This is a genomic window from Serratia sp. TSA_7 (assembly GCF_052692135.1).
Genome location: NZ_JBQZFU010000005.1, coordinates 101,776 through 120,892, shown reverse-complemented (window position 1 = coordinate 120,892; position 19,117 = coordinate 101,776). Strand labels below are relative to the sequence as shown.

At 55.6% G+C, this 19,117-nt stretch carries 14 protein-coding genes; 11 read left to right on the top strand and 3 right to left on the bottom strand.

All coding sequences use genetic code 11. From position 1 onward, the window contains the following. Positions 1–259: 259 nt before the first annotated feature. The 3 genes from hmsP to ACUTQW_RS17170 all read left to right on the top strand — a co-directional run bounded on the left by hmsP (position 260) and on the right by ACUTQW_RS17170 (position 5,629). Positions 260–2,266: a biofilm formation regulator HmsP gene (gene hmsP, locus ACUTQW_RS17180; RefSeq protein ID WP_020438281.1), complete on the top strand. Its 2,007-nt coding sequence runs from the start codon at positions 260–262 to the stop codon at positions 2,264–2,266. 300 nt (positions 2,267–2,566) lie between these two features. After that, on the top strand, positions 2,567–3,856 hold the full coding sequence (locus ACUTQW_RS17175; RefSeq protein WP_004950857.1) for a dicarboxylate/amino acid:cation symporter: 1,290 nt from the start codon (positions 2,567–2,569) through the stop codon (positions 3,854–3,856). A gap of 279 nt (positions 3,857–4,135) precedes the next feature. Next, complete coding sequence (locus ACUTQW_RS17170) at positions 4,136–5,629, top strand: M16 family metallopeptidase (RefSeq protein WP_004950859.1); 1,494 nt, start codon at positions 4,136–4,138, stop codon at positions 5,627–5,629. A 24-nt stretch (positions 5,630–5,653) separates the two neighbouring features. On the opposite strand, the gene ppiC is transcribed toward ACUTQW_RS17170, so the two are convergent. Continuing rightward, complete coding sequence (ppiC, locus tag ACUTQW_RS17165; RefSeq protein ID WP_004950862.1) at positions 5,654–5,935, bottom strand: peptidylprolyl isomerase PpiC; 282 nt, start codon at positions 5,933–5,935, stop codon at positions 5,654–5,656. A gap of 108 nt (positions 5,936–6,043) precedes the next feature. Here ppiC and rep point away from each other — a divergent pair, with 108 nt between their 5' ends. Next, positions 6,044–8,068 (top strand): DNA helicase Rep, encoded by a 2,025-nt coding sequence (rep, locus tag ACUTQW_RS17160; protein WP_020438282.1) that lies wholly within the window; start codon positions 6,044–6,046, stop codon positions 8,066–8,068. A gap of 32 nt (positions 8,069–8,100) precedes the next feature. Here rep and ppx read toward each other — a convergent pair whose 3' ends face one another. Beyond that, positions 8,101–9,597: an exopolyphosphatase gene (ppx, locus tag ACUTQW_RS17155; protein ID WP_006322996.1), complete on the bottom strand. Its 1,497-nt coding sequence runs from the start codon at positions 9,595–9,597 to the stop codon at positions 8,101–8,103. Between the two features lie 5 nt (positions 9,598–9,602). Beyond that, entirely contained in the window at positions 9,603–10,892 is a 1,290-nt protein-coding gene (gene rhlB / locus ACUTQW_RS17150) for an ATP-dependent RNA helicase RhlB (RefSeq protein ID WP_004950870.1), read from the bottom strand. 131 nt (positions 10,893–11,023) lie between these two features. On the opposite strand from rhlB, the gene trxA reads away from it, so the two are divergent. The 7 genes from trxA to rffG all read left to right on the top strand — a co-directional run bounded on the left by trxA (position 11,024) and on the right by rffG (position 19,087). Next, positions 11,024–11,350, top strand: a complete 327-nt coding sequence (gene trxA, locus ACUTQW_RS17145; RefSeq protein WP_006323001.1) for a thioredoxin TrxA — start codon at positions 11,024–11,026, stop codon at positions 11,348–11,350. A 455-nt stretch (positions 11,351–11,805) separates the two neighbouring features. Then, positions 11,806–13,065 carry a transcription termination factor Rho gene (gene rho, locus ACUTQW_RS17140; RefSeq protein ID WP_004950874.1) on the top strand — a complete coding sequence of 420 codons (1,260 nt, stop codon included), beginning with the start codon at positions 11,806–11,808 and terminating at the stop codon, positions 13,063–13,065. 313 nt (positions 13,066–13,378) lie between these two features. Next, on the top strand, positions 13,379–14,476 hold the full coding sequence (gene wecA, locus ACUTQW_RS17135) for a UDP-N-acetylglucosamine--undecaprenyl-phosphate N-acetylglucosaminephosphotransferase (protein ID WP_086012850.1): 1,098 nt from the start codon (positions 13,379–13,381) through the stop codon (positions 14,474–14,476). A gap of 20 nt (positions 14,477–14,496) precedes the next feature. Beyond that, positions 14,497–15,549, top strand: a complete 1,053-nt coding sequence (gene wzzE, locus ACUTQW_RS17130; protein WP_004950878.1) for an ECA polysaccharide chain length modulation protein — start codon at positions 14,497–14,499, stop codon at positions 15,547–15,549. Positions 15,550–15,633: 84 nt separating this feature from the next. Continuing rightward, positions 15,634–16,764 carry a non-hydrolyzing UDP-N-acetylglucosamine 2-epimerase gene (gene wecB / locus ACUTQW_RS17125; protein ID WP_006323003.1) on the top strand — a complete coding sequence of 377 codons (1,131 nt, stop codon included), beginning with the start codon at positions 15,634–15,636 and terminating at the stop codon, positions 16,762–16,764. Continuing rightward, positions 16,761–18,023: a UDP-N-acetyl-D-mannosamine dehydrogenase gene (wecC, locus tag ACUTQW_RS17120; RefSeq protein WP_020438285.1), complete on the top strand. Its 1,263-nt coding sequence runs from the start codon at positions 16,761–16,763 to the stop codon at positions 18,021–18,023. The genes wecB and wecC overlap by 4 nt, the downstream gene beginning before the upstream one ends. Then, the gene (gene rffG, locus ACUTQW_RS17115) at positions 18,014–19,087 is read left to right on the top strand and encodes a dTDP-glucose 4,6-dehydratase (protein ID WP_201087281.1); all 1,074 of its coding nucleotides are present in this window, start codon (positions 18,014–18,016) and stop codon (positions 19,085–19,087) included. The genes wecC and rffG overlap by 10 nt, the downstream gene beginning before the upstream one ends. Positions 19,088–19,117: the final 30 nt, after the last annotated feature.

Sequence of the window (19,117 nt, the reverse complement as noted above, 5' to 3'; positions counted from 1 at the left end):
GGAGTGTCGGACACAGGGTAGTTTTGCTACCCTGTGTTAAGGCTGCGTCCTGCCATTTTCCGCCACCGGCGCGCATGTGCCGGGGCGAGATAGGGCCTTTCGATTAAGAAAAGACTGAAACCCGCAGTTTTCTTGGTTCTGCCATGGGTATGGCAAGATAAAAACGGCAGACAATCGAGTATACTCGGACCGGTCCGAAGGGGGGTAGGATGCTTCTTAACCTCTTTTTTATTTCAGCCCGAATTAGCGGAGAGCAGGTTTGCGGGTCAGGCGTTCATTAACGATTAAACAGATGGCAACGGTGTCCGGCGTGGCGCTGGTGACGATCTGCATATTTATCGTGATCCAGTTATTCCACTTTGTGCAGCAGCGCAGGGATGACTATGCCCAGCAACTGGAAAACATTGCGCATTCCGTACGCCAACCGCTGGCGGAAGCCGTACTGCGCATGGACGTGCCGGAAACCAAGCGGGTGCTGAATACCCTGCTGCCGGTGGGCATATTGACCCGTGCGGATATCGTGCTGCCGAATGAGTTTCAGGCACTGCACGCCAACTTCCCGCCGGAACGTCCGGTACCTACGTTGATCGCCCGCCTCTTCGAGCTGCCGATCCAAATTTCCGTTCCGCTCTATTCGCTGGAGCGCGTGCCCGCCAATCCGCAGCCTCTGGCTTATCTGGTGCTGCAGGCCGATTCGTTTCGCATGTACCAATTCATTCTCAGCATGTTGTCGACCATGCTGTCGACCTATTTGCTGCTGGCGTTGATTCTGTCGGTCGCGATCAGCTGGTGTATGAACCGGTTGATGGTGCATCCGTTGCGCGCCATGGCGAAAGAGCTGGAAAATATTTCGCAGGACGAAGCGCCGTATCACCAACTGATGCTGCCGGCCCTGCACCAGGACGATGAGCTGGGGTTGCTGGTGCGCAATTACAACCGCAATCAGCAGCGGCTGGCAAAAGCCTATGCCGAGATGAGTCGCCTGAGCACGCGCCATCCGGTAACCGAGCTGCCCAACCAGGCGCTGTTTACCGCCCTGCTGGAGCAGCATATCGCCTCCAGTCTGCGCCCCGATCGCTTCAACCTGCTGGTCATCGGCATTGAGACGCTGCATGAGGCATCCGGCGTGCTCAATCCGGCGATGCGCGAAGCGCTGTTGCTGACGTTGGCGAAGAAGCTGCGCGAGTGTATCGATGAGAACGGCGTGCTGGCGCAACTGAGCAACACCGAGTTTGCCATTTTGGCCAAAGGCGTTGAGCGGCCGTTCCACGCCATGCAGTTGGCGCGGCGCATTATGGCGCAGATCAATGCGCCGCTGAGCCTGCAGGAAATGCCGTTGCGGCCAAGCGCCAGCATCGGCATCGCCCACTATCTCAATGTCGGGGAGAGTGCGGAACAGCTGCTGCGCAGCGCCACTTCGGCGATGATGTCGGCGCATCGTGAAGGCAAGAACCAGATCCTGTTCTTTGAACCGAGCCTGACGGAACGCACCCAAAAGCGCCTGACGCAGGAAAGTGAAATCCTGCACGCCATTGAGCAACGCCGCTTCACCCTGTTTTTGCAGCCGCAGATGGACATGCAGTCCAATGCGGTGATCGGCGCCGAGGCGCTGCTGCGTTGGCAGCAATACGACGGCAGTTTTACTCTGCCGGCAGACGTCATTCCGTTGGCCGAGGAGCTTGGCGTGATTGTGCCGCTCGGCAACTGGGTGCTGGAGGAGTCCTGCCGCATTCTGGCGGACTGGCAGACCAGAGGCATTACGCTGCCGTTGGCGGTCAACATTTCCGCCACCCAGATGCAGCATGAAGACTTTATTCCACACCTGAAGAGCATGTTGGCGCAGCATCATATTGATCCGCGCAAGCTGCTGCTGGAAATTACCGAAACGGTGCGGATTGACGATCTCGATCGCGCGTTGGCGCTGTTGCGGGAACTGCACGACCTGGGGCTGTCGATTGCGCTGGACGATTTCGGTATGGGATATTCCAGCCTTAATTACCTTAACCGCCTGAAATGCCTGCCGATCGATCTGATTAAAATCGACAAGAGTTTTATTCAGGGATTGCCAGCGGATGACGCGATGGTGCGTATCGTTAGTTCGATTTCTGAGGTGCTGCATCTGCCGGTGATGGCTGAAGGCGTCGAAAATGCCGGGCAGCGCGACTGGCTGTTGCAGCACGGCATTCACAGTGGTCAGGGGTTCCTGTTTGCCCGTCCGTTGCCGCGCGCGGAATTTGAAGCGCAGTTCTGCCAACCGCCAGCTTAAACTCTTCGCCTTTGCCTTTCTCTTCGGGCGGCGCGTGCGTCGCCCGTTGCCTATCCTGCCCAAAAAGCGTTGATTATCAGCTACCCCTTTTGCGTTAGTGCAAAGAAATAGTTACGCAATTCGCCGCCTTACATTCGGGCTGGCGCGTTTCAGCTCTTAAATTCGTATCAACATGTGTCTGTGGGTGCAACAAATTATTTCCATGTTGTTATGTGGGTGTTATTTTCCGCGCAAGCGATGAACAGGCGAGATAACTAGACTACCGCCTGGTGCGTGTCTTCCCCCCCAAAGGATGTTCATATGAAAATCACTATCTTTAAGAGCCTCTATTTTCAGGTGCTGACGGCGATTACGCTGGGCGTCCTGCTTGGCCATTTCTATCCTGAGATTGGCGCACAGATGAAACCTCTGGGCGATGGATTCGTTAAGCTGATCAAGATGATCATTGCGCCGGTGATTTTCTGTACCGTGGTGACCGGCATCGCGGGTATGGAGAGCATGAAAGCCGTAGGCCGCACCGGTGCTATCGCACTGCTCTATTTTGAAATTGTCAGCACCCTGGCGCTGCTGATTGGCCTGCTGATCGTCAACGTGGTACAGCCGGGGGCGGGGATGAACATCGATCCGGGCACGCTGGACGCCAAAGCGGTGGCGGTATACGCCGAACAGGCTCAGCAGCAGGGTATCGTTCCGTTCCTGCTGGACATCATTCCCGGCAGCGTCATCGGCGCTTTCGCCAGCGGCAACATTCTGCAGGTGCTGCTGTTCGCCGTGCTGTTCGGTTTCGCCCTGCATCGCCTGGGTGATAAAGGCCAGTTGATCTTCAACGTGATCGACAGCTTCTCGCGCGTTATCTTCGGCATCATCAATATGATCATGCGCCTGGCGCCGCTGGGTGCTTTCGGGGCAATGGCGTTCACCATCGGCAAGTATGGCGTGGGTACGCTGCTGCAACTCGGCCAGTTGATAGCCTGCTTCTATATTACCTGCGTGCTGTTCGTGGTGGTGGTGCTTGGCACCATTGCTCGCGCCAATGGTTTCAGCATTTTCAAATTTGTTCGCTATATCAAAGAAGAGTTGCTGATTGTGCTCGGGACCTCTTCTTCCGAGTCGGTGCTGCCGCGCATGCTCGACAAAATGGAAAAGTTGGGCTGTAAAAAATCTGTGGTGGGGCTGGTTATCCCGACCGGTTATTCCTTTAACCTGGACGGCACCTCGATCTACCTGACCATGGCGGCGGTATTTATCGCTCAGGCGACCAATACCCATATGGATATCGTGCATCAGGTGACTCTGCTGGTGGTGTTGTTGCTGTCCTCGAAAGGGGCTGCCGGGGTGACCGGTAGCGGCTTTATCGTGTTGGCTGCCACCATTTCCGCAGTGGGCCACCTGCCGCTGGCCGGTCTGGCGTTGATTCTGGGCATTGACCGCTTTATGTCCGAAGCCCGCGCGCTGACCAATCTGGTCGGTAACGGCGTGGCAACCGTGGTAGTGGCGAAATGGTGTAAACAGCTGGATGAAAAACAGCTGAAAGACACCTTGTCCAACAAGCACGGCGGAGGTGCCGATAAAACACTGCCTTCTGCCTGATTTTAGCTTCAAATCACCGGCTGCGGCCGTGGCCGGTGATGTTTTATTCCTTCGAGTAACTCATTCTTGCATTAAAAACCCGACTATCCATTATTTTTCACTTCAATGAGTGACATCCGCAAAGGCATGCGGTCTAACAGAGTGGTACACTTTCCGCTTTCCGCCCCACTGTGAAACTCAGGGCGTATTTGTAGGCTGTACGACACAGCCTAATATTCCGGTGAATGGAATATCCGCATTTGTATACAGAAATTGGATAGTAATTAAGTAGGGGTTCACATGCAGGGCACCAGAATTCATCTTATAGTCGGTGGGCTGTTGTTGGCTGCCGCCAACGGCAGCGTGCAGGCTGAAGCACTACAACCCGATCCTGCCTGGCAGCAGGGTAAGCTCGACAACGGGTTTTCATGGCAGATACTTGATACGCCGCAGCGACCGAGCGATCGCGTCGAGCTGCGGTTGATGGTCAATACCGGCTCGCTGGTGGAGTCTTCCCAGCAGATCGGTTTTGCGCACCTGCTGCCGCGTCTGTCGCTGGCGCGCAGCGAAAGCTTTACGCCTCCGCAGTTGCGCTCGCTGTGGCAACAGAGTGTGGACAGCGAGCGGCCTTTGCCGCCGGCGATCAGCTCTTACGATTTCACCCTTTATAACCTCAGCCTGCCGAATAACCGCCCAGATTTGCTGAAAGAAGCGCTGGCGTGGCTTTCCGATACCACCGGCAAACTGGCGATCGACGAACATACCGTGCATGCGGTGATGAACTCCAGCGTCGACCCGGTCGGTACTTTCCCGCCGAACCCCAAAGATGCCTGGTGGCGTTATCGCCTGAAAGGCTCGACGCTGCTGGCGCACGATCCGGCCCAGCCGGTGAAACGGCCGGTGAATATCGATCAACTGAAGAAGTTCTATCAGCAATGGTACACGCCGGACGCGATGACGCTGTACGTGGTGGGTAAAGTGGACAGCCGCAGCCTGGGCGAGCAAATCAACAAAGCCTTCTCGCCGCTGAAAGGGAAACGCGAAACGCCGGCCACCATGCCGACGTTGACGCCGTTGCCGCCGCAGCCGGTCAGCCTGATCAGCGAGCAGGTGAAGCAGGATACGTTGTCGATCATGTGGGACGCGCCATGGCACCCGATCCGCGATTCGCAGAACCTTAGCCGTTACTGGCGCAGCGACATCGCCCGCGAGGCCCTGTTCTGGCATCTTCAGCAGGTGCTGGAAAAGAGTGACCAGAAAAACCTGCATCTGGGCTTCGATTGCCGCGTGCAGTACCAGCGTGGCCAGTGCGGCATTCACCTTGATACGCCGAACAACAATCTGAACAACAGCCTGGGCTTTATCGCCCGCGAGTTGGTCAGCGTGCGTAACAATGGGTTGTCGCAGGACGAGTTTAACGGCCTGTTGGCGCAGAAGAACGATCAACTGAGCAAGTTGTTCGCCACCTACGCCCGCACCGACACTGACGTGCTGATGAGCCAGCGTCTGCGTTCGCAACAAAGCGGCGTTGTGGACATCGCGCCGGAACAGTATCAGAAGCTGCGTCAGGAGTTCCTCTCCGGATTAACGCTCGAAGCGCTGAACCAGGAGCTGAAGCTTCAGCTCTCGCAGGATGCGACGCTGGTATTGATGCAGCCGAAGGGCGAGCCGGAAATGAGCATGAAGCAGTTACAGGAAACCTATAACGGCATTATGGCACCGGCACCGGCGGTGGTGACGGAAGAGGCCAAGCCGACCGACACCGCTCCGGCACCGGAGACCAGCGCACAGTAAAAGCGGAGGGGGCGGTCAGCCCCCTCAGTTGCGGTACAGCACCTTGATGATGTGGTAGCCGAACTGGGTTTTCACCGGACCATAAGGTTTCAGCAGCGGGATGCTGAACACCGCTTTATCAAAGGCCGCCACCATGGTGCCCTTGTTGAATTCGCCCAAGGCGCCGCCGTTGCGCTTTGACGGGCAGCTTGAATATTTGCGCGCCAGCGTGTCGAAGCTGACGCCGCGCTTAAGCTTGGCCAGCAGATCGTTGGCCAGTTTTTCGTTATCTACCAGAATGTGCAGGGCGCACGCCGTCTTTGCCATGGTATTGCCTTATCGATACAGAAATTGTGCCGAGTATACCCGTTAAATCTCATCGGCGCTTTCTGCTACAATCCCCTTCCACGTGATAAAGTCGAGCAATAAAGCGCCATGCGATTAAACCCCAGCCAACAACAAGCCGTCGAATTCGTTACCGGGCCTTGCCTGGTGCTGGCCGGTGCAGGTTCCGGCAAGACGCGCGTCATCACCAATAAAATCGCTCACCTGATCCACAACTGTGGGTATCAGGCGCGGCATATCGCCGCCGTGACCTTTACCAACAAGGCGGCGCGTGAGATGAAAGAGCGTGTGGCGCAAACCATGGGGCGCAAAGAAGCGCGTGGGCTGATGATTTCCACTTTCCACACGCTGGGCCTGGAAATCATCAAGCGTGAATATGCTGCGCTGGAGATGAAGTCCAACTTCTCGCTGTTTGACGATCAGGATCAACTGGCGTTGTTGAAAGAGCTGACCGAAAAATGGCTGGAGAATGATAAAACGCTGGTGGCGCAGCTGATCTCCACTATCTCCAACTGGAAAAATGACCTGGTCGATCCCAAAAAGGCCATGGAGCTGGCGCGCTCCGAGCGCGACAAGCTGTTCGCTCATTGCTATGGCTTGTATCACGCCCATATGAGGGCGTGTAACGTGCTGGATTTCGACGATTTGATCCTGCTGCCGACCTTGTTGCTGCAGCGTAATGAAGAAGTGCGCGAGCGCTGGCAAAACCGTATTCGTTACCTGTTGGTGGATGAGTATCAGGATACCAATACCAGCCAGTATGAACTGGTAAAACTGCTGGTGGGTAACCGCGCGCGCTTTACCGTGGTGGGGGACGATGACCAGTCGATCTACTCCTGGCGCGGCGCGCGGCCGCAAAATCTGGTGCTGCTGAAGGAAGACTTCCCGGCGCTGCAGGTGATCAAGCTGGAGCAGAACTACCGCTCCAGCGAACGTATCCTGAAAGCGGCGAATATTCTGATCGCCAATAACCCGCATGTGTTTGAAAAACGACTGTTTTCCGAGTTGGGTTACGGTGAAGAGCTGAAAGTGGTGACCGCGAATAACGAGGATCACGAGGCCGAGCGAGTCGTGGGGGAACTGATTGCCCACCACTTCGTGAAGAAAACCAATTACGGCGATTATGCGATCCTTTATCGCGGTAACCATCAGTCGCGGCTGTTTGAAAAAATGCTGATGCAGAACCGTATTCCTTACAAGATTTCTGGCGGCACCTCGTTTTTCTCGCGGCCGGAAATCAAGGATCTGCTGGCCTATCTGCGCGTGCTGACCAACCAGGATGACGACAGCGCTTTCCTGCGTATCGTCAATACGCCAAAGCGTGAAATTGGCCCGGCGACGTTGCAAAAACTGGGTGAGTGGGCCAATCAGCGCAACAAAAGCCTGTTTCGCGCCAGTTTCGATCTGGGCCTGAGCCAGCATTTGACCGGCCGCGGGCTGGAGTCTCTGCAACGCTTCACCCATTGGCTGGACGGTATCGCCCAACTGGCGGAGCGTGAGCCGGTGGCCGCGGTGCGCGATCTGATCCACGGTGTGGATTATGAAAGCTGGCTGTTTGAAACGTCACCCAGCCCGAAAGCCGCCGAAATGCGCATGAAAAACGTCAACACGCTGTTTGGCTGGATGACGGAAATGCTCGAAGGGAGCGAGCTGGATGAGCCAATGACGCTGACCCAGGTGGTGACGCGCTTTACCCTGCGGGACATGATGGAACGCGGTGAAAGCGATGAAGAGCTGGATCAGGTTCAATTGATGACGCTGCATGCTTCCAAAGGGCTGGAGTTCCCTTATGTGTTCCTGGTGGGGATGGAGGAGGGATTATTGCCGCATCAGAGCAGCATCGATGAGGATAATGTCGATGAAGAGCGGCGTTTGGCCTATGTGGGGATCACCCGCGCCCAAAAAGAGCTGATTTTTACGCTGTGCCGTGAGCGGCGCCAATATGGCGAGCTGGTACGGCCGGAACCGAGCCGTTTCTTGCTGGAACTGCCGCAGGATGATTTGGCGTGGGAAAGTGAACGTAAGGTGGTCAGCCCGCAGGAGCGGATGCAAAAAGGGCAGAGCCATTTGGCCAATATTCGCGCGCAGCTGGCCAAGGCCAAAGGCGAAGGCTAAAAAGAAAGGGCGCAATGTGCGCCCTTGTCATATCAACGTTGTTCTTCCAGCATCAGCGGCCAGTGCACATAGCTTTGCCAGTGGCTTTCCTGATCCAGCGCCTCTGCACGCAGCGGGTGCTGTTCCAGCCAGCCTGACGGCAGGATCACCGTCAGTTCGTCATCGTTATTGGCGCGCAGGCGCACCGCAGGCAGCGTGTCGTCGCGGCGTCGGCTGGCAAAGATGATGGCCAGCCGCAAAATGCGGCATAAACGTTGCGCCATACGCGGCGGCAGGGCGTTTTGCTGGCTCAGCAGCGGCAGATCGATAGGGTTGCTCTGGTTTTGCAGCAACGTAGCCAACAGCTTTTTTTGCGCCGGTGTGAAACCGGGTAAATCCAGATGACGGATCAGGTAGGCGGCGTGTTGCGGCGCCTGCTTGAAATCAACGCTGAGGCCGATTTCGTGGATCAGACAGGCGCTGTGCAATAACTCGCGACATCGCGCGTCCAGCTGCCACTCATTGCTCACCTGCTGCGAGAAGTTGGCAGCCAGTTGGCTGACGCGCTCGGCCTGTTCGGTATCCAGCAGATAGCGCCGTTGCAGATTGCGAATGGTACGGCTGCGAATATCCTGTTCAACCGGCAGATGCAGCATGCCATAGACCAGCCCTTCGCGTAGCGCGCCGCCGGCCAGCATCATGCTTTCAATGCCCAGTTCCTGGAAAATCGCCAGCAGGATCGACAGCCCACTTGGAAACACCAGTGCGCGTTCCAGCGTCAACCCTTCGATTTCCAGCTCTTCCAGCTTGCCGCACTGAATGGCGCGCTGTTTCAACTGGCGCAGCTTGGGCAGGGTGATACGTTCATCCATGCCTTGCGCCACCATGATTTCCTGCAACGCCTGTACGGTGCCGGAAGCGCCGACGCAGATTTGCCAGCCGTGCTGACGCAGGTGCGGCGCTATCGGACGCACCATTTCGCGCGCGGCCTGTTCGGCGCGTTCGAAATTATCCAGCCCCAGATTGCGATCGCTGAAGAAACGCTCCAGCCAGGTGACGCAGCCCATAGACAGGCTGTATAGCTGGGCGGCCTGAGCGCCGGTGCCGGTGACCAACTCGGTACTGCCACCGCCGATATCGACCACCAAACGCTGGTCCGGCCCGCCGGTGGTATGGGCAACGCCATGATAAATCAGGCGCGCTTCTTCCTCACCGCTGATCACCTGGATCGGGCAACCGAGAATTTGCTCGGCGGTCTGCAGGAATTCATCGGCATTTGACGCCAGACGCAGCGTGGCCGTGGCGACCACACGGATCTGGGCGCGAGGGATGTCCTGCAAGCGTTCGGAAAACAGCTTCAGGCATTGCCAACCGCGCTGCATGGCGTCATGCGACAGGTGATTGTTCTGATCCAGCCCGGCCGCCAGACGCACTTTACGCTTGATGCGCGCCAGGGTCTGAATGCTGCCGGCCACTTCCCGTACCACCAGCATGTGGAAGCTGTTGGAGCCGAGGTCGATAGCGGCATAAAGCGTGCTGGAACTGAGCATGGTTATCAGCCTGGACGTTTACGGTTATTGCGTGGCGCGCTGCCACCGCGGCGCGGTGCGGAATTACGGCGTGGGCCGTTGCCGCCGCGTGGACGCGCAAGGCGTTTCGGCGCAGGCAAGTCAGTCAGCAACGCGTCGCTGTTGTACTTGCTCACCGGAATGCTGTGGCCGGTATAGGTTTCGATCGCCGGCAGGTTGAGCGCGTACTCTTCACAGGCCAGGCTGATGGAATGGCCGCTTTCGCCGGCACGGCCGGTACGACCGATGCGGTGAACATAGTCTTCGCAGTCGTCAGGCAGATCGTAGTTGAATACGTGCGTAACCAACGGGATGTGCAGGCCGCGGGCGGCGACGTCGGTGGCGACCAGAATATCGAGGTTGCCCTTGGTGAAGTCTTCCAGGATACGCAGGCGTTTTTTCTGCGCCACATCGCCGGTCAGCAGGCCTACGCGGTGCCCGTCGGCCGCCAAATGGCCCCAGACGTCTTCACAGCGATGCTTGGTGTTGGCGAAGATGATGCAGCGGTCCGGCCACTCTTCTTCGATCAGCGTCTGCAGCAGGCGCATTTTTTCTTCGTTGGACGGGTAGAACAATTCTTCTTGAATGCGGTGGCCGGTTTTCTGTTCCGGTTCCACTTCAACATATTCAGCGTTGTTCATCTGCTCGAAAGCCAGTTCGCGTACGCGATAGGACAAGGTGGCAGAGAACAGCATGTTCAGGCGTTGATCGACCGCAGGCATGCGGCGGAACAGCCAGCGAATGTCTTTGATGAAGCCCAGATCGTACATGCGATCGGCTTCATCCAGCACTACGACCTGGATAGCGCCCAGATCGATGTAGTTCTGTTTGGCGTAATCGATTAAACGACCGGTAGTACCCACCAGGATATCCACGCCGCTTTCCAGCACTTTCAGCTGTTTGTCGTAGCCGTCACCGCCGTAAGCCAGGCCAAGTTTCAGGCCGGTGGACTGGGACAGGGCTTCCGCATCGGAGTGGATCTGCACCGCCAGTTCACGCGTTGGCGCCATGATCAAGGCACGCGGCTGGTTGGTCTGGCGATCCTGTTTCGCCGGGTTAGAAAGCAAATAGTGAAAAGTAGACGCTAAAAATGCCAGCGTCTTTCCGGTACCGGTTTGCGCCTGACCTGCAACGTCACGCCCGGAGAGCGTGAGCGGCAATGCTAACGCCTGGATAGGCGTGCAATGGTGAAACCCTTTTTTTTCAAGGGCTTCAAGGACTAACGGGTGCAGGGCGAAGTCGGAAAACTTCTGTTCGGTCAAGTGTGTTTTGCTCATAGTGTGGTAGAATATCAGCTAACTATTGCTTTACGAAAGCACATCCGTTGAAATAAACGCGGTGAAATAAAATCACCTTGGGTTGGTTAATGCTACACCAACAAGGTAGACATAATCCTGTGGAGTAGAACATGAGCGATAAAATTATTCACCTGACTGACAGCAGCTTTGAAACCGATGTGCTAGAAGCTGAAGGGCCAATCCTGGTCGATTTCTGGGCTGAATGGTGTGGACCGTGCAAGATGATTGCTCCGATTCTGGATGAAATTGCCGTTGAGTTCGAAGGCAAGTTGACCATCACCAAGCTGAATATCGACCAAAACCCGGCAACCGCACCGAAGTACGGTATCCGCGGTATCCCGACGCTGTTGTTGTTCAAAAACGGTGAAGTGGCAGCGACCAAGGTGGGCGCACTGTCCAAAGGTCAGCTCAAAGATTTCCTTAACGCGAATCTGTAATCGGGCGTAACGTCCTATATCCTATGGGTTTAAAGTTACAGCCAACAACGCTGTCGCTTTCGGGACAATGGGGATATTCAGGCGTCTGGCGGGGATTTAAATTCACCGCTAGACGCCTGCCAATAAGCGTGTTAAGTTTAGCCACACTGCATATAGAACTTGCCCGAAGTTTTAAATCTAAAGAGTTTGAATCTAAAGCTATACTCTGTGCTGAACCGCTGGTGTTGAAAGTAAAATGAACTCAACCCGTGTTTTAGCAATCAAACGGTTTTGCAAAATCAATTTTAAGGTACCTTCGATCTTAAGCCGTCAATGCGCGCGTCTCCTGTAAGCCATTTCTTACCTTGACAGCTAGCGCCCGGTGGTCGAACGTCCAGTAAACAGGCACGTATCACGCTGCCATACCATTCACGATAGAAGTTCGAGACACACCCCGAGTTTAAGAACCCACCACTATGAATCTTACCGAATTAAAGAATACGCCGGTTTCTGAGCTGATTACTCTCGGCGAAAATATGGGGCTGGAAAACCTTGCCCGTATGCGCAAGCAGGACATTATCTTCTCCATCCTTAAGCAGCATGCGAAAAGTGGAGAAGATATCTTCGGCGATGGCGTGTTGGAGATATTGCAGGATGGATTTGGTTTCCTCCGCTCTGGAGACAGTTCCTACCTTGCAGGCCCCGACGACATCTACGTATCCCCTAGCCAAATCCGCCGTTTCAACCTCCGTACAGGTGACTCCGTTTCCGGTAAGATTCGTCCGCCAAAAGAAGGCGAGCGCTATTTTGCCCTGTTGAAAGTCAACGAAGTCAACTACGACAAGCCGGAAAACGCCCGCAGCAAGATCCTGTTCGAGAACTTAACCCCACTGCATGCCAACTCCCGTCTGCGGATGGAACGCGGCAACGGTTCAACCGAAGACCTGACAGCCCGCGTGCTGGACCTGGCTTCTCCGATTGGCCGTGGTCAGCGTGGTCTGATTGTTGCTCCACCGAAAGCCGGTAAAACCATGCTGCTGCAGAACATTGCGCAAAGCATCGCTTACAACCATCCAGACTGCGTGCTGATGGTGCTGCTGATCGACGAGCGTCCGGAAGAAGTGACCGAGATGCAGCGTCTGGTGAAGGGTGAAGTCATCGCCTCTACCTTTGACGAGCCGGCTTCCCGTCACGTCCAGGTTGCGGAAATGGTGATCGAAAAGGCCAAGCGCCTGGTTGAGCACAAGAAAGACGTTATCATCCTTCTTGACTCCATCACCCGTTTGGCGCGTGCCTACAACACCGTGGTCCCGGCTTCCGGCAAAGTGCTGACCGGTGGTGTGGATGCCAACGCCCTGCATCGTCCTAAGCGTTTCTTCGGTGCGGCACGTAACGTTGAGGAGGGCGGTAGCCTGACCATCATCGCTACCGCGCTGGTAGATACCGGTTCCAAAATGGACGAGGTTATCTACGAAGAGTTCAAAGGTACCGGCAACATGGAATTGCATCTGGCGCGTAAAATCGCCGAGAAGCGCGTATTCCCTGCGATCGACTACAACCGCTCCGGTACCCGTAAAGAAGAGTTACTCACCACGTCTGAAGAACTGCAAAAAATGTGGATCCTGCGTAAAATCATTCACCCGATGGGCGAGATTGATGCGATGGAGTTCCTCATTAACAAGTTGGCCATGACCAAGACCAACGATGAATTCTTCGATATGATGAAGCGCTCATAATGACGATGCGCTCATAATTGAGTAAAAAATTCAGAGAACGCCACGCCTAGTCGTGGCGTTTTTTGCATTTGGCGGATACGATAAGTAACAGAAATGGAAATGTAAGTTTTTTGTGACTTACTGAGAATTCATCTTATTTGCGGTCGGCGTTTTGCCGTTCGCGCTTTGTTGCTGTCGAAACGGCGGGCACACACACATTGGCGTAAGAATGAATGGCTGTTGTCATAGGAAATGACTGAAAGGTAGCGGGATCCCATGGCGCAACCTGTCGCCCGTGTTAAGCTGCCTTATCTTCTACAGAGATCTGTTAACTGTGAACTTACTCACTATGAGTACTGAAATTCTATTTGTTTTCCTGTTTTCTTTGGCGTTTCTCTTTGTTGCCCGTAAAGCAGCAAAACGTATTGGCCTGGTTGATAAACCTAATTACCGTAAACGTCATCAGGGGTTAATTCCTCTTGTCGGCGGTATTTCCGTTTATGCCGGGCTGTGCTTTGCCTTCCTTATCTCTGACCAAACGATTGCGCACGGTAAACTTTACCTCACCTGTGCGGGTATATTGGTGTTCGTTGGTGCTCTCGACGATCGTTTCGATATCAGCGTGAAAATTCGCGCGTTGGTTCAGGCATTGGTTGGCATTGCGATGATGGCCTTCGCCGGGCTCTATCTGCGCAGTTTCGGCCATGTGCTGGGCGACTGGGAAATGCAGTTGGGGCCCTTCGGCTATTTGGTCACGCTGTTTGCCGTTTGGGCGGCGATCAATGCCTTTAACATGGTGGACGGCATTGATGGCCTGCTGGGTGGGCTTTCGTGCGTTTCTTTCGGCGCGCTGGGTGTTTTGCTGTACCTGAGCGGCCACGCCGATTTGGCTTTCTGGTGCTTCGCGATGATTGCCACCATCGTTCCCTATATCCTGCTTAACCTCGGCATTCTTGGCCGCCGGTATAAGGTCTTTATGGGGGATGCAGGCAGTACGCTGATCGGCTTCACCGCCATCTGGTTGTTGCTGCAAAGTTCGCAGGGTAAAGTCCACTCCATCAATCCGGTTACCGCCCTGTGGATTATCGCTATTCCGCTGATGGACATGATTGCGATCATGTACCGTCGCTTACGCAAGGGGATGAGCCCCTTCTCCCCCGATCGTCAACACATTCACCATTTGATTATGCGCGCAGGTTTTACGCCGCGGCAGGCTTTCGTACTGATTACCCTGGCGGCAGCGCTGCTGGCGGCAATCGGCGTGCTTGGCGAGCGTCTTACTTTTGTTCCTGAATGGGTAATGTTGGCATTATTCTTGCTTGCCTTCTTCTTGTACGGTTATTGCATCAAACGCGCCTGGCGTGTTGCACGTTACATTAAGCGTATCAAGCGCCGCTTACGGCGTTCGACCGACAATAAGCAAGTATCTTAACCAGAGGCTTTTGGGCAGTGATGAATCCAGAAACAACGTCTGACAAGAATATCCCGGCAGTGGATAACGAACTCGATATCCGTGGCCTGTGTCGTACCCTGTGGCGCGGCAAGCAATGGATTATCGGCACTGCGGCATTGTTCGCGGTGGTTGCGCTGGTCGTCTCCTACCTGGTGAAACAGGAATGGAGCGCCGCGGCGATTACCGACAGGCCAACGGTGAATGCGCTGGGCGGCTATTATTCCCAGCAACAATTCCTGCGTAATCTGGATGTGCGCACTCTGCCGGCGGTCTCGGCTGAGCAGCCGGGCATTGCTGACGAAGCCTATAATGAATTCATTATGCAACTGGCGGCGTACGATACGCGTCGCGATTTCTGGCTGCAGAGCGATTATTACAAACAGCGTCAGGAAGGTGATGCGCGCGCCGATGCGGCATTGCTCGATGAACTGATTAACAACGTTCAGTTCACGCCGCGCGATGACAAAAAAGTGCCCAACGACGGCGTGAAGCTGACGGCGGAAACTGCGGCGGACGCCAATCACCTGTTGCGCCAGTACGTGGCATTCGCCAGCCATCGCGCAGCCCAGCACCTGAATGAAGAAATCCAGGGCGCATGGGCTGCCCGCACGACTTCGATGAAGGCGCAGGTGAAGCGTCAGGAGGCGGTGGCGGACGCGGTTTACAAACGCGAGCTGAACACTATTGAGCAGGCGCTGAAAATTGCCGATACGCAGGGCATCAGCCGGACTCAAACCGATACGCCGGCCGAACAATTGCCGGATTCCGATCTGTTCCTGCTGGGGAAACCTATGCTGCAGGCGCGTCTGGAAGGGCTGCAGGCTTCAGGGCCAACTTACGATCTGGATTACGATCAAAATCGTGCGATGCTGTCGACATTGAATGTTGGCCCGACGCTGGATGAGAAATTTCAGACTTACCGCTATTTGCGGACCCCGGAAGAACCGGTAAAACGTGACAGCCCGCGGCGGGTATTCTGGTTGATCATGTGGGGCGCGATGGGCGCTTTGGTTGGCGCAGGTATTGCCCTGGTGCGCCGCCCGCGTAATTAAAAATAATATAATAATTCGCTTATGGGCGTGCGAACGCCCAATTCGCAGGTATGCCTGCGGTTAACCGACCAAAAGAGATTCGCTGTGAAAGTGTTGACTGTTTTCGGCACCAGACCTGAAGCCATCAAAATGGCACCGCTGGTACATGCCCTGGCTCAGGATGAAGCCTTTGAATCAAGAGTCTGCGTAACGGCACAGCATCGTGAGATGTTGGATCAAGTATTGCGGTTATTTGAAATCGTGCCGGATTACGATCTGAATATCATGAAGCCCGGCCAGGGACTGAGTGAGATTACCTGCCGTATTTTGGAAGGCCTGAAAGGCGTTCTGGAAGATTTCAAACCGGATGTAGTGCTGGTCCACGGTGACACGACCACCACTCTGGCGACCAGCCTGGCGGCTTTTTATCAGCGTATCCCGGTCGGACACGTGGAGGCGGGCTTGCGTACCGGCGATCTGTACTCGCCGTGGCCGGAAGAGGCCAACCGCAAGCTGACCGGCCATCTGGCGATGTATCATTTTGCACCGACGGAAAATTCACGCCAGAACCTGCTGCGCGAACTGTTGCCGGACGATCATATTTTCGTTACCGGCAACACGGTGATCGACGCGCTGTTCTGGGTGCGCGATCGGGTAATGGGCGATGCTGCATTGCATGACAGCCTGGCGCAGCGCTACCCGTTCCTGGATGCCAGCAAAAAATTGATCCTGGTGACCGGCCACCGCCGCGAAAGCTTCGGCGGCGGGTTTGAGCGGATTTGCAGCGCGCTGGCGGAAATTGCCCGCACCCATCCTGACGTACAGGTGGTGTACCCGGTGCATCTCAACCCGAACGTCAGCGAGCCGGTCAACCGCATTCTGAAAGGGATCGATAACATCATCCTGATCGATCCGCAGGATTACTTGCCCTTTGTGTATTTGATGGCTAACGCTTATATGATCCTGACCGACTCCGGCGGTATCCAGGAAGAGGCGCCGTCGTTGGGCAAACCTGTGCTGGTCATGCGTGACACTACCGAACGGCCGGAAGCGGTGGATGCGGGCACGGTCCGCCTGGTCGGCACCAACGTGGCTAAAATTGTTGATGCGGTTACCCGGCTGTTGACGGACGAAAAGGAATATCACGCCATGAGTCGGGCGCATAACCCTTACGGTGACGGGCATGCCTGCCAGCGTATTCTCGCAGCTTTGAAGAATCATCAGGTGACACTATGAGTTTTAACACTATTTCGGTTATTGGCCTGGGGTATATCGGTCTGCCAACGGCGGCGGCGTTTGCCTCTCGCAAGAAAAAAGTGGTGGGCGTAGATGTTAACCAGCATGCGGTAGACACCATTAACCGCGGTGCGATTCATATCGTTGAGCCCGATCTGGATAAAGTGGTTAAAGAGGCCGTCGACGGCGGTTACCTGCAAGCGGTGACCAAACCTTTGGCCGCGGATGCTTTTCTGATTGCGGTACCGACGCCGTTTAAAGGCGATCATGAACCGGACCTGGCTTATGTCGAGGCCGCCGCCAAATCACTGGCGCCGGTACTGAAAAAGGGTGACCTGGTTATCCTGGAATCCACCTCGCCGGTAGGGGCGACCGAACAGATGGCGCAGTGGCTGGCCGAGGCGCGCAGCGATCTCAGCTTCCCGCAGCAGGTGGGTGAAGCCGCCGATGTCAATATCGCTTATTGCCCAGAGCGTGTGCTGCCGGGGCAGGTGATGGTTGAGCTGATTCAAAACGATCGCGTTATTGGCGGCATGACGCCAAAATGCTCCGATCGCGCCAGTGAGCTGTACAAGATTTTCCTTGAAGGCGAATGCGTGGTGACCAATTCACGCACCGCCGAGATGTGCAAACTGACCGAAAACAGCTTCCGCGACGTGAATATCGCCTTTGCGAATGAGCTGTCGCTGATTTGCGCCGAACAGGGCATCAACGTCTGGGAACTCATCCGCCTGGCGAATCGCCATCCGCGGGTGAATATCCTGCAGCCGGGTCCTGGCGTCGGTGGCCACTGCATTGCGGTCGATCCGTGGTTTATCGTGTCGCAAAATCCGCAGCAGGCGCGCCTGATCCATACCGCGCGTCTGGTGAATGACGGGAAACCGCTGTGGGTGGTTGATCGTGTGAAAGCCGCCGTTGCCGACTGCCTGGCGGCCAGCGACAAGCGCGCTTCAGAAGTGAAAATTGCCTGTTTCGGTTTGGCTTTCAAGCCGAATATCGACGATTTGCGCGAAAGCCCGGCGGTGGAAGTGGCGCATCTGATTGCAGACTGGCACGTAGGCGAAACGCTGGTGGTGGAGCCCAATGTTGATCATCTGCCGAAATCCCTGGCCGGCCATGTGACGTTGAAAGCGTTGGCCGATGCCTTGCAGCAGGCGGATGTGATCGTAATGCTGGTCGACCATAAGCAATTCAAAGCGATCAAGCCGGAAGAAATTACGCAATCCTGGGTAGTGGATACCAAAGGGGTATGGCGTTGAAACGTATTTTAGTCACTGGGGGGGCCGGCTTTATTGGCTCCGCAGTCGTGAGGCATATCATCGACGCTACGCAAGACAGCGTCATGGTGGTAGATAAACTCACCTACGCGGGCAATCTTGAGTCGCTTGCGGTGATTGCCGACAACGAACGTTATTCGTTTGAACAGGTGGATATCTGCGATCGCGCGGCGTTGGATCGGGTGCTTGCCCAGTATCAGCCGGATGTGATCATGCACCTGGCGGCGGAAAGCCATGTTGACCGTTCGATCGACGGCCCGGCGGCATTTATTGAAACCAACGTGGTGGGGACCTACACCCTGCTGGAGGCGGCTCGCCATTATTGGCATCCGCTGGATGCGGAGAGAAAGCAGAATTTCCGTTTCCACCACATTTCCACCGACGAAGTGTATGGCGATCTGCACGGTACGGACGATCTGTTCACTGAAACCACGCCTTACTCGCCAAGCAGCCCATACTCGGCTTCTAAAGCCTCCAGCGATCATCTGGTGCGCGCCTGGTTGCGTACCTACGGCCTGCCGACCATCGTCACCAACTGTTCCAATAACTACGGTCCGTATCACTTCCCGGAGAAGCTGATCCCGCTGGTGATCCTCAATGCCGTTGCCGGCAAGCCATTGCCGGTGTACGGCGACGGTGCGCAGGTGCGCGACTGGCTATATGTTGAAGACCACGCGCGCGCGTTGTACCAGGTTGTTACCGAAGGCGTGGTAGGCGAAACCTACAATATCGGCGGCCACAACGAGCGCAAAAATATCGAGGTGGTGCACACCATCTGCGATTTGCTGGAAGAACTGGCACCGAACAAGCCGCAGGGCATTGAGAAATACCGCGACCTGATTACTTACGTCAAGGATCGCCCTGGCCATGATATGCGTTATGCGATAGATGCCGGAAAGATTGACCGGGAACTGGGTTGGCGCCCGCAGGAGACCTTTGAAAGCGGCATCCGCAAAACGGTTTCCTGGTATCTGAACAACGAAACCTGGTGGCGACGCGTTCAGGACGGTTCCTATGCGGGTGAACGTTTAGGTTTATCCGACTAAATTTAGCGAGGCCGCTGCCGTTTGGCGGCT